Origin of the sequence: Emcibacter sp. (assembly GCF_963675455.1) — a bacterium.
GTDB lineage: Bacteria > Pseudomonadota > Alphaproteobacteria > Sphingomonadales > Emcibacteraceae > Emcibacter.
Map to the genome: position 1 here is coordinate 541,898 of NZ_OY776217.1, position 12,587 is coordinate 554,484.

9 protein-coding genes are annotated in these 12,587 nt (G+C 53.3%); 1 reads left to right on the forward strand and 8 read right to left on the reverse strand.

The features are described 5' to 3' along the window. Nucleotides 1-91: 91 nt before the first annotated feature. The 8 genes from ACORNT_RS02495 to ACORNT_RS02530 form a co-directional block, all read right to left on the reverse strand. Complete coding sequence (locus tag ACORNT_RS02495; RefSeq protein WP_321394911.1) at nt 92-2,041, reverse strand: PAS domain S-box protein; 1,950 nt, start codon at nt 2,039-2,041, stop codon at nt 92-94. 329 nt (nt 2,042-2,370) lie between these two features. Then, entirely contained in the window at nt 2,371-3,063 is a 693-nt protein-coding gene (locus tag ACORNT_RS02500) for a fumarylacetoacetate hydrolase family protein (RefSeq protein WP_321394914.1), read from the reverse strand. Between the two features lie 125 nt (nt 3,064-3,188). Then, a complete protein-coding gene (locus ACORNT_RS02505; protein ID WP_321394917.1) occupies nt 3,189-3,869 on the reverse strand; it encodes a 2OG-Fe(II) oxygenase in 681 nt (226 codons plus the stop codon). Between the two features lie 180 nt (nt 3,870-4,049). Continuing rightward, nucleotides 4,050-6,113, reverse strand: coding sequence for a cache domain-containing protein (locus ACORNT_RS02510; RefSeq protein ID WP_321394921.1), 2,064 nt, complete (start codon nt 6,111-6,113; stop codon nt 4,050-4,052). A 119-nt stretch (nt 6,114-6,232) separates the two neighbouring features. Then, entirely contained in the window at nt 6,233-6,562 is a 330-nt protein-coding gene (locus ACORNT_RS02515; RefSeq protein WP_321394923.1) for a zinc ribbon domain-containing protein YjdM, read from the reverse strand. 73 nt (nt 6,563-6,635) lie between these two features. Beyond that, nucleotides 6,636-8,039 (reverse strand): M20/M25/M40 family metallo-hydrolase, encoded by a 1,404-nt coding sequence (locus tag ACORNT_RS02520; RefSeq protein ID WP_321394926.1) that lies wholly within the window; start codon nt 8,037-8,039, stop codon nt 6,636-6,638. A 116-nt stretch (nt 8,040-8,155) separates the two neighbouring features. After that, nucleotides 8,156-9,856: a DUF262 domain-containing HNH endonuclease family protein gene (locus tag ACORNT_RS02525; protein WP_321394929.1), complete on the reverse strand. Its 1,701-nt coding sequence runs from the start codon at nt 9,854-9,856 to the stop codon at nt 8,156-8,158. A 177-nt stretch (nt 9,857-10,033) separates the two neighbouring features. Continuing rightward, entirely contained in the window at nt 10,034-10,384 is a 351-nt protein-coding gene (locus tag ACORNT_RS02530; RefSeq protein WP_321394931.1) for a cupin domain-containing protein, read from the reverse strand. Between the two features lie 173 nt (nt 10,385-10,557). Here ACORNT_RS02530 and ACORNT_RS02535 point away from each other — a divergent pair, with 173 nt between their 5' ends. Beyond that, nucleotides 10,558-12,537, forward strand: coding sequence for an amidohydrolase (locus tag ACORNT_RS02535; protein ID WP_321394934.1), 1,980 nt, complete (start codon nt 10,558-10,560; stop codon nt 12,535-12,537). The last annotated feature ends 50 nt before the right edge of the window (nt 12,538-12,587 follow it).

Below are 12,587 nucleotides of genomic sequence, written 5' to 3' on the forward strand. Positions count from 1 at the left end.
CGCAAAACCAGTGTAACCTGCCTGGACAGGCTTGAACAGGGACTATTGGAAAAGCTCTCGATAGAATATCTATATCGGGAAACAGTCTCCGTCAGTTTGCTGCATCATAGATGTCCGCACTTTCTTCTCGTCCGCTCTCTGCGCATTCTGTGGGGAAAAAAATCGAAATGCAGGTGCCTTCACCGGGGGTGCTTTCCAGTTCCACTTTACCGCCCTGAAGTTCCGTCAACTGTTTGACAATTGCCAGCCCCAGGCCAACACCTTCATGGTTACGGGCATAACTCATATCGGCCTGCACGAAAGGCTGGAATACCGTACCGATATCTTCCTCCGACATGCCAATACCCGTATCGCGAACGTAAAACTCCACGTCCCGCCCACGGCTACGGGCACCAATTTCAACGGTTCCGCCAGGTTCAGTGAATTTTACCGCATTGGTTAACAGGTTTATCAGGATCTGGTCACAATGCCTCTCATCAAGAAAAAGATCTCCCAGATTTTCCTCAACTTTTGTTTTCAGTTGAATACACTTGTTATGTGCTCTTTCTGAAATAAATTTCAGACATTTCTCAACCAGTCGTTCCGGCCTGACCCAGTCTGCCCGAATTTCTATTGTCCCGACCTCAATTCTGGACAGATCCAGAATATCATTGATGATGGACAGAAGATGCTGCCCGCTTTCCTGAATAAATCCGGCATATTCCTTATATTTGTCGTCTATTTTGCCGAAAATTCCGTCCTGCATGCTGCTGCTGAAGCCGATAATGGCATTGAGCGGCGTACGCAACTCATGACTCATGGTGGCCAGGAACTGTGATTTTGCCCGGTTGGCTGCTTCCGCCTTGCTATGGGCTTCGGAAAGAGCCTTTTCTCGGTGCCAGCTTTCGGTAATATCCTGAACAGTTCCCGCCATATACAGCGGCTGTCCCGAGGAATCCCGCAGCACTTCACCAAGTTCATGAACAACCTTTTCCTCCCCGTCGGAGGTCACAATCCGGTGAATTATATTATAAGGTTTACCCAAATTCAACGCATTGGCCACAGCTTTCTCAACCTTGGCCCGGTCATCCACATGTATGGTTTCCAGAAATGCCGGATAGGAGGCTCCTAATCCTGTGGGCTTTATGCCAAAGATGCGGTAAACCTCGTCCGACCAATGCAGGTCATTGGTTTCGATATTCCAGTCCCAGTTGCCAAGACGGGCAATCTGTTGCGCCCGGGCAAGACTTCTCTCACTTTTCCTTAGCGCTTCATTGGTCTCGGCAAGCCGGGTGACATCCATTGCCTCAAGGACAATCAGCCTTTCCTCGGAATCCTCGATCGAGAATTTCCTGAGAACAATGTCCAGTGAAACCTTTTTGCCTTCCCCGGATGTTATCTGGGCCTGAAGGCGGCCAAAACCTTCGTTCCCCAGATCACTGACTTCCCGCTTCAGGCGGGCCTGGTCAACCTTGTTCTCCCAGAAAGCACAGTCCCAGATACGCCGGCCAATACAGCACTCCTTCTCACCGACAAGAAAACCCCTGGCAGTCACATTCATGTCCCGGACCACACCCTGCTCATCCATCAGGAATATCAAACGGTTGGAGCTGTTGAAAAGAGCCTCGAATTTTGCTTTCTCTTCCGAAAGGTTTTTTTCCCGGGAAACCCGTTGGGAAATATCACGGCATACGGCGGTATACCGGACCTCACGGGAACGGTCATGATGCTGAATGGCAATATCCAAAGGGATCTGCCGGCCATCCCTGGTCAGGCCAAAAAGAACTTTACGTTCTCCCATCATGCGGGAGGCTTTTTTCTCAGATGCGAAAGCGTTCACATGTTCCCGGTGGCCAGCCCGCGCTTCTTCCGGCAGAAGCATTTCCAGGCCCTTACCAAGAACCTCCGCCGCTGCATAACCAAAGATCTGCTCGGCCCCCCTGTTAAAGAGGATAATTTTCTGATCCTTGTCCAGGGAAATGAAACCATCAACGGACTTTTCAAGGATTTCTGCGAGAACGCCGAGGTCTTTCGTTAATTTGGACCAGTCCTGTGTCGTCATGGTGCAGCCCTTTCTTCACAGGAACGGGATATCCGGCCGAAACGGAAAAACGAGGATAGATGAAGCGAAAATAAGAAAAGAAGACAGACATCCTTTGCAACATCCATTCCGGAAGAACGGGATGAGGACAAAGCCCCTGGTCGGCGCTGCCAATCTGTCATAATCATACGCATATACGCTTCGCACCTGTATGCCAACATGTACTTGAGCGAATATTATCACATGATTTATGTTAATTCTTTACTAAGATATAACATGCTGTTTTTACAAAACAAATTACTGTAACAACGGCAGTCTACAAGGCGAAAGTCCAAGCCGGTAGAAGCGGCTTATTCCCGGACTGTCAGTGATATACTGCCCACACCTTCGATGGTTCCCTCCAGATGGTCGCCCGGCCTGACCGGCCCCACACCGTCCGGCGTGCCGGTGAAAATCACATCACCCGCATCAAGGTGATAATAACGGGACAAAAAGGAAATCAATTCCGCCACATTGTTGACCATATGGGAAATGTCGGATGACTGTCTTGCCTCGCCATTGACAGAGAGTTCAATCCGGCCGCTCGCGGGATGGCCGCATTCCGCCGCCGGGACAGCTTCGGCGATGATGGCGCTCTGTTCCACATCCTTGGCCAAACTCCAGGGGCGGGATTGCCGACGGCATTCCGCCTGCACATCGCGTCGCGTCATGTCCAGGCCGCAGGCATAGCCGTACACCTGCCCAAGCGCCTCTTCCGCTGTGATCCGGAAGGCGGGACCGCCCATCAGAACAACCATTTCCATTTCGTGATGATAGTCTTCCGTTTCCGGTGGATAGCTCACCGTGCAGCCGGACGGGGCAGCGTTAAAGGCGGATTTGGTGAAGAAAAACGGATTGCTCTTGTCTACCTCGAAACCCATCTCACGGGCATGGGCCGCATAATTGCGTCCCACACAGAAAATTCTTTTGACCGGATACCGTTGTGACTGCCCGCGGATGGGGAGGCTGAAGATATCCGGCGGCGTAAATATATATTCTACCATCTTTTATCGGTATCCTTTTTGATCATTGCCCCTTACAGTCGCCGCCTGGCGACAGGTGGGCCTCTGTCCCGCACTCGCAAGGATAGTTGAGTTCCCTGTTTTCATCAAGATCATAGCGGCATCGATCACAACACCGGCGGAACATCCAGCGGCCGGACCCGGAACCAGCCGGCAATGGACAGACGCTCACTGCGGCAGGGCAGAACCTCATGGGGCATTTCCTCGCTCAGGAATATCGCCAAGGTGCCGAACAGCGGCGCCACCGCCACCGGCGCCTGGGCAGGACCGCCCGGGTAAAGCAGAAGTTCGCCGCCGTCTCCCGGTTGCCAGTCCCGGTTGAGGTAGGCCACCAGCGACAACACCCGGTTGGCGTCACCCGGAAAGGCGTCCAGATGGCGGCGATAAAAATCACCCTCTTCGTAGCGGGCATAATGGCTTTCGAAAGACGTGAGCCCCAGAAACAGGCGGCGATTAAGATAGAGCTGCAGGGCGTCGGCCCAGTCCAGCCAGGCCCGGCCGGCGGGGCGCTCCCCGGTGATCCAGCTGATTTTGTCCCGGCGCACCCGGTTGTTTTTCTGCCGTGTTTCCTGCCGCCCAATCCGGGCCGGGCGAAATTCCCGTTGCGGGATATCGGCAACCTGGTCCTGCAGGGTCACTTCAAGAGCCGCTGACAGGCCGCCGGTATAGAGACAATGACCCTTTGTTTCCAGATCACAGGCGATGCGTTCGAACAGGCGCACATCGGCACCGCCCTCGACAAAACTTCCCCCACCGGGCGGCGGCGGGCAGGTCGCAAAAACAGTCATCTTGCCTGTAGCACTCCAAAGGGTTGGCCATCTCCGGTTTAAAAGGACAGACAGCGCGCCCGGATTTCCAAGAGGAAATAAACATCCGCCCACAGAGGAGCGTGAAGAGACTGTACTCCCCTTCAGAATCTACAGCAAAGAATATTTGCGAAGGATTTGCCGGTTACCTCACCTGTTTCGTCAACTTCCTGTCCTTATCTGCCTCAGGAAGCTGTCAGTGCTGTCCTGTAAAAGCTGCACGTTCCCATGAAGATCCCTTGCCACTTCGGTCAGGGCGCTGGACATGGTTCCTGTTTCATCCACGGTCTCGGTCAGACCGGCAATATTTTTAGAAACCTCGCCGGAATTGTCTGACGCCATGCGGGCGCTGCGGGCGATTTCCTTGGTCGCGGCATCCTGTTCCTCCACCGCTGCTGCAATACCGGAGATCATCTCGCCGAAGTCGTTGACGATTTTCATGACATCCATGATTTGCGCCACCGCATCCCGGGTTGATCCCTGCATGTCCTCTACCTGCCCCTGAATCTCGCCGGCCGCTTTCGCGGTCTGGTTGGCAAGGTCCTTCACCTCGCTGGCCACTACGGCAAAACCCTTACCGGCCTCACCGGCCCGGGCGGCCTCGATCGTGGCGTTTAGCGCCAGCAGATTTGTCTGTTCGGATATCTCGCTGATCAGGGTCAGTACACTATCAATAGATGTCACTTTGGCTGACAATTCCTCAATCTGTTTCTGGGCAACACCGCCCTTGCTGACCGCGTTCTGGGCGCTCTGGCTGGAATGGGAAACCTGGCGGGTAATTTCAGAAACAGACGCCGCCATTTCCTCGGTACTGGAGGCTACCGCATTCATATTACCGGAAGCTTCACTGACGGCCCGATTGCCATACTCTGCTTTACTGACGCCATCAGCAGACAACTGGGAAAGATGGCCTGCGCGCTGGCCCAGCACCTCGGAAGTTTCCGCCACTTTATCGATCACAGCCTGCACCGATTTTTCGAAACTGTCGGCAAGTTCGGCCATCATGCGGGCTCGTTCGGCTTCCTGTTTGAGGCGGCTTTCCTCTTTGGCCTGCTGAGCCAACCGCTCCTGCTCGGCTTTTTCCAGTCGGCGTTGCTCTTCCAGCTCCCGGTCCTTCTGTTCGCGGACCGCTATTTCATCGGCCATGGCCTTCTGTTCGATCAGGCCCTGACGAAATACACCTACCGCCTCGGCAATTTTACCGATTTCATCCTGCCTGTTCATATCTATGTCTTCGCCGGACACATCTCCCCTGGCCAGTCTCGTAATCACGGCGGTCAGGTCGACAAGCGGAGCGGCACAGGATTTATACATCACCAGCACAACCAGGCCAGCCACCATCAAAAGCACCAGAAGCGCAGCAAGGCTTGACCAGTTGGCCGAGGCCCGGAGCGCCGCATAGTGGGAACTGTCGAGCAGCAAAACAGCAACCCCGATGGTTTTCCCGGAAAAATCCCTGACCGGACCCGCCAGCATACCCACAGTCTGGTCGCCGGTCGAAAATTCAGGAAAAACATGTTGCCCTGACCTGGCGTCCGTCAGCAGGCCCGGTTCCAGCGGCACTTCGTCAGTGCTTGCGGCAAACAATTTCGAAGCGCCCTTCTCATCAAAAACGTAAAGCAGAATATCATAACCGGGCCGGTCGGCGACCCGTCTGATAAAATCATTGCCGAGGGACAGACCGAATTCGACCGAGCCAATATGGCCGTCCTCGCCGTTCACCGGCACAACCCCGCGGATGCCGATGCCCGCAACACCCTTTTCAAGACCGGTACGGGCGGCATTATCCTGGTTGGCTTCCAGCACGGTCTTGCGGAAGGAAGACAGGTCGTCTCCGAATTTTTCCGCTTTGTGCACACGCAGAAAAGAGGTGGCCGGCGGGGAATGAAACTGGAACTGGCGTACGCCGGTGGTTTTCTGTAAGGCCTCGAAATCCGCCACATACATGGCTGACAGGCGGTCTCGGTCACCGGCCCCGAACGCATCCCGCACGGCGCTGTTTGCCGCCACCACCTCAGCCATGGAGCGGGCCCGGCGGGCCTCGGCATCAATCCGGCCCAGAAGGTCGTCATAGAGAACGCCAAGTTCCCGTTCCAATGCAGTTTCGGTAATACTGTTGACCGTCACCGTCATGATCACAACGAAAATCAGGGCTGAAAACACAGTCAGCCCCATCAGGGACAAGACCATCCTGCCCCGGAAGCCGAGACGAGACCAGTAGTTCATTTAACCACTCCTTGAAACTTAATTTGTTTATCAAGGATTAAGTATTAGAGTTAAATAATTTAGAGTTAGTTAATTGATAGGGCGATAAAGCCTTAATCTTGCGCCCCGGACTTTACGCCCTAGACTTTACGAACAAACTCGGACTTGAGGCCCATTGAGCCGATGCCGTCGATTTTGCAGTCGATATCATGGTCGCCGTCGACCAGGCGGATGTTCTTGACCTTGGTGCCGACCTTGACCACGCTTGAGGAGCCCTTGACTTTCAGGTCCTTGATCACCGTAACGGTGTCGCCGTCCGCGAGGATATTGCCGACACTGTCGCGCACCACATCTTCCTCGGCGGCCTCGGCCGGGTTCCACTCATGGGCGCATTCCGGGCAGATCAGCAGCGCCCCGTCCTCATAGGCATAGGGGGAATTACATTTCGGGCAGGGCGGCAGTTCGCTCATGGGGTTATCCTTTAGGCAAATAAAATCAGGAGCCCTGTATAGGGCTCCCGATCCATGAGGGCAAGAAATAAGCTTATTTCCCGCCGGCAAGCGCCTTGAGGATGATGCTCCAGTGATCCAGCGCGCCGTAAAAGCCTGCCTTGGGGGCGCGTTCGTTAAGGCCGTGGGCATACATCTCGTCCGGGTCCATGAACAGGCCGGAAATGCCCCAGGTGGGCACGCCGTTGGTGCGGAAATGCATGCCGTCGGTGCCGCCGGATTCCATATAGGGAATGATCTTCACGCCGGGATAGCGGCCGTGCACCGCTTTCGCCACCGCCGCCATAACGTCAGCCCGGGTTTCAGAGATAGGGCTTTCGATAAGGTCACTGATGAGTTTGAAGTCCAGCTTGTCATTGGCGACGATCCTTTTCAGCTCCTGCTCGATATGGGCCATACTCACCCCCGGGAAGATACGGCAGTTGACGGTGGCGGTCGCCGATTGCGGCAGGGCGTTTTCCGCGTGTCCGCCGCGCAGCATGGTCACCACGCAGGTGGTGCGGGTGCTGCCCACATAGGAAGACTCCACCTCGAGCCGGTCGGACGCCGCTTTGTCCTCGGGGTTAGCGGCAAAGGCCAGCATGGCCTGGCCCAGCTCGCCGCCCAGCTGTTGGCCGGTTTCGCGGAAATAATCCAGTGTCATCTTGCTCCAGCGCACCGGGAAATGGTGGGCCTGGATCCGCGTGATGGCGTCGGCCAGATCGTAAATGGCGTTGTCCGGGCGCGGGCGCGAGCTGTGGCCGCCGGGATTGGTCGCCGTCATTTCCCAGGTGGCATAGGTCTTTTCCGCCGCCTGCACCGCATAGGTCACGGCCTTGCCGGACGGGTCCAGATCGCCGCCGCCGGCATCCGTATTCAGGGCAAACCCGGCCTCGAGAAGGTCAGGCCGCGCGGCCAGCATGCGGGTAGAGATCATGCCACTTTCCTCATCGCCGGAAAAGGCGAGGTAAAGGTCCCGGTTGGGTACAAAACCTTCCTTTTTCAGCCGAATGAAGGTGGCGGTCGCCTGGGCGACGCCGAATTTATTATCGACGCTGCCGCGGCCGTAGAAATAATTGTCATCTTCGGTCAAACTGAAGGGGGCCCGTTCCCAATCGGCCGGATTGGCCTCGACCACATCCATATGGCCAATGACCAGGATCGGCTTCTTGCCGCTTGAGCCGTCACCGCGAAAGCGGGCGATCAGCGCCGGAACGCCCTCTGTCATCACCACCTGCACATCACCCTCGGGAAAACCGGCGGCAATCAGTTCAGAGGCCAGATAGTGCGCGACCTTCGGCGCCCCGCCGGTGGTTTTGGAACTGTCGATCTCGACAATATGCTTGTAGATCTCAAACGCCTTTTTGGCGTGCTCGGACGTGTGGTGGTCGGCCAGCGCCGTTACGGAGGTGAAACTAAAAATGCCGAGAAAAGCCAGAACGGCGGGCAACAGGCGCATGACGATATCCTCTTTATGTTTTTCTGTCAGGGCAGATATTGCTTATGAGCGTATGGCGGGCGGAGAAGGATGTCAATTGGGCAAAGGAAACTGCCAAGTCGGTTAGTTACCGACTATCACAATTTCCAAACATCATAGTATGCATCATGAGCCATTTTGTTTAAATGTGTTGTAACCTCTGTCTTTGTCCAGCTCTCTTGTTCTAGTATGTAGCTCGGACAACTTTCTTTATTTTGATTTAATATTGTTTTCTTTTCGTTGAATGGCTTTTTGTCAAGCAAGCCATTCAAATTTTGATCAACAAAAATCAAATTCCCTAGAGATCCAATAATTTCTTCTGGATTATGAGCTTCATCAATTTGCGACTGCGGGATGATATGTTCAATTGTTAAATCTGCATAATCAACTGAATACTTATAACCTTTACTGGTCGATATCTTCTCGAGGATATAACGGACAAGATTCTTTTGTTTAGAATTTGTATTTGTAAAAATTATCTGCCTAAATCCAACAACAAATTCATCATATACGGGCACCTTATCCCTCAATTTGTTTACAAATAATTGAATCTCAGCTGCCGCAGTTTGCGAGTCATTGGCTTCAAATAGTTTTTGCGCAAATGCATTGTACATAGCAGATATCCCACCTGAAGAACGGGAGGAAGTAACTGCAGTAAACTTAAAGTGGAAGTTCTCTATTGCCCGAAGAGTATCTCTTAGCTTCGCAAGTTTAATAGTTTTTGATCTATACGCCCTGACTAACGATAACACAGCAGGGATAGGTTGTGACAACTTAAACAACTGCATGGCCTCTAAGGATCTTGAGACCTCCCTCTCATTGACCTTCCATTCAAATGATGGTTCATGTATTGAACGATATATTTTCGAATCTGAAACCAACCCTTCCAAATAGTCTTTAGACTTTGCTCTAGTGATTGTTTTTCGCATTACAGGAAAGAGTTTTTTTAAAGGTACGCTCTCATATCTAGATGCCCAAAAATGATAAATGAAAGTATCTGTTGATATATCTGCAGAAGATTGATGGATCGTGTCTAGTAATTTATTCCACCTAATTTTCATGTGATCAACGGATCCGGATTTCTTCATATGTTTAAAGAAGTGGTTTTTCACAAGATCAGTTAATGCTAGATCTTTTCCTCTAGTATTTAATGTTTCGAAAATTAAATAGGCATCGTCTTCTTTTTCTAAAGTAATAAAAATTATATTCAGATTCAAAACTGAATCTCTGATATCAATTAATGCCTGTCTTTTATTATCTAGTTTATTTTCCTGAAGAATACCGGGATTCAAATCTATTGAATTTAAAATAACAGAAGTCTTTTGCTTGAATATTTCATGAGCACTCTTGAGATATTTTTCTTCTTCTTTGATCTCGTAGTCCAAATCCTCGGCGTCTTCAAATTTTTGAATAACCTCTTGAAAATATGGAAAAGAAGTCTCGGTTAGAAGGACATATTCACGTTTATTTTCTCGATCCGTTCTTTCAATTAACTGGTGAATACCTTGAGATAGATCCTCACACCCCAATTCATTGAAAGCATCCCTAATTACACATAAAAGAATCGTGATTGTTGTTAATCTTTGCTGACCATCAACAATTCCATATTGTTGTTTTGCCTTTTTAAACACAACCATTGAGCCAATAAAATATTCATCGCCTCTGCTGCGTATTAAATCCTCCCAAAACTCATTGATATTGTCCTCATCCCAAGAATAAGGCCTTTGGAATCGTGGAATATGAAAGAAACTTCCCGCAAGAAGTGTATCTATATCTATATCCTTTGACTCAATTTTCATGTCCCCCCCATATCCTCAGCTAAATTTTTAATATGTCACCTTTAATACACGTTAAGAACCTATAGTAGCATATATCGAATTTGATCTCGCCTATTTTTACACCTGCCTCGCCTATTTCAAGTTTTAACAGGAACTCATGTATACCCCACTCAGTTCCACCCGATTTACCCCCCCACCCTACTCCTCGTAAATCACATAAAGCTTGCGGACCGAACCCACGGTTTCCCAGGTGCCTTCAAAACCGGCAGAGACGGTGAAATGATCGCCCGCTTTCAGGTGGATCGCCTCACCGCCCTGTTCGGTCAGGATCGCTTCGCCCTCCAGAATGGTGCAAAATTCATCCTCGGTATAGGACACATTCCATTTGCCCGCGTCCGAGGCCCAGATGCCGACAAACATATTTTCTTTGGCATTGGTATACTGGTTGACGGTCATCTGCATCGGCGATCCGGAAATCAACCGGTCCGGGCTGACCGGTTCGCGCTCGCCGGAGACGGCATCTGCATCAATTCTCTGGAATTTTGACATCGGACTGCTCCCTTTAAACTCTGTCTTTCGTTCTTATACGACAGGCCCCCGACGCCGCCAACCGGATTTTGGGCCAAATTTTAAGCTTGTCTGCGCCCCCTGTTCTGGCCTAGTCTTTTCATCCGGGGGGCGACGATCCTGCCTGCCCGCTGTAACCGGAGGTGGAGATTAAAATGACGATAAGGACATTGGTACTGGGGGCGTTGTTTCTGTCCCCGTTTCTTGCGGGCTGCGACAAGAAGGAGGAGAGCGCCGACACGGTCATCCTCAACGCGACAATCTATACGGCAAACGACAGCCGGGAAATGGCCACGGCGCTGGCCGTCCGCGACGGGGTCTTTGTCTATGTGGGTGACGAGAAATCGGCCGCGGCCTATATCGGCGCCGATACCAAAATCACCACCCTCGACGGCGACCTGATCCTGCCCGGCCTGCATGACAACCATATCCACCCCAGCGGTCTTGTGGAGTTTGAACGCTGCGACCTGGAAAGCACGCCCATGAACCTGAGCGAACTGTCCGCCTTCATGGCCGACTGTATCGAGCGGCTGCAACCGGAACCCGGCAGCTGGCTGGTCGGCGAACAATGGTCCTTTGCGCTCGGCAATACACCGACGGCGGAATTCAAGACCATTCGCCAGGCCCTTGATGCGGCCTCCCCTGATATCCCGATTACCCTGGCCGGCAACGACGGTCACCACGGGGCCTATAATTCGGCCGGTCTGGCCCTGGCCAAATCAAAAGACGGCGAGGTCATTGGCCTCAGCAAGGCCACCCTGCAGAGTGATTTCGCCGACTACCGGGTCACCATCGGCGTTGATAATGCCGGCGAACCGGACGGCATGGTTAACGAACAGGCCCGCAGCCTGATCTCTCCCTACAGCATGCTGGACGGGGATATGAGCACGATCATCGAACTTGCCGGCCAGATCCCGGCCCGGCTCAATTCCATCGGTATTACCTCGATCCGGGAGGCCGCCTATAGCGCCGCCCTCGCGCCCGTTTATGACAAACTTGCCGAAGATGACGAACTGCCGCTGCGGATCACCCTGGCGCAATTTTACAATCCGCTGGATTTTGCCGACGAAAACGGCGCGGTTGACTGGACGGCCCTGTCGGAAAAGGCCGCCGCGGTCCGGGATCACTACAAGTCCTATGACCGGATCAAGGCCGACAGCATGAAAATGTTCATGGACGGGGTGTCGGAAGGCAACCCGCTGGCGGTGCCGCCGGGCCTGCCCAACGCGGCCAAACTGACCCCCTACAAGCAGCCGATCTTCACCTGGGACGAGGAAAAAGGCGAACTGCAGCTGACCGGCTATGTGGATCCCGACAGCCCGGTCTGTCAGGGTGACAAGACGGATGCCGCCGCCTTCATGGCGAAATACGGCTTCCACCCGGACCAGTGTATTGTCAGCCGTGGCGTGCTGGAAAGCCCGCGCGATATCGAACTGGAATTCATCCGCCGTTTCGATGCGGAAGGCTACGCCCTGCACCTGCATGTGATCGGCGACCGGGCGGTGCGGACCGCCCTTGACGGGCTGGAACAGGCCCGCAAGGCCAACGGCCCGGCGCGCATGCCCCATGCCCTCGCCCATATCCAGTTTGTCCACCCGGACGATATCCAGCGCATCGGCGACCTTGGGCTGTATCTGGCCTATACCTATGCCTGGATTGTCACCGATCCCGAATATGACATGACGGTGATGCCGTTCATCGATGAAATCAAGGATGCCCGCGACCTGTACCGGGACGACTATTACAGCTTCACCCAGGCCTATCCGGTCAGAAGCACCAAACAGGCCGGCGCCACCCTGGTGGCCGGGTCCGATGCGCCGGTAGACACCCGCGACCCGCGCCCCTTCATCAATATACAGCAGGCGGTGACCCGGGCCGGGATCACGGGGCTGCCCTATAATGAAAAGGAAAGTGTGTCCATTCAGGACGCCATCGACGCCTATACCATCAACGGCGCCCGGGCCATGAGCCAGGACGACATCACCGGCTCCATCGAGGTCGGCAAGAAAGCCGACTTTATCCTGCTCGACCGCAATATCATTGACCTCGCCGGCAGCAACCCGACCCAGATCAGCCAGACCCGGGTCAGGGCCACCTGGTTTGACGGCGACCTGGTCTATGAGGCCAGTGAATAAAGCCGGTAAATAAGACCGGGAAACAAATAAAGGGGGCCGCTGGCCCCCTT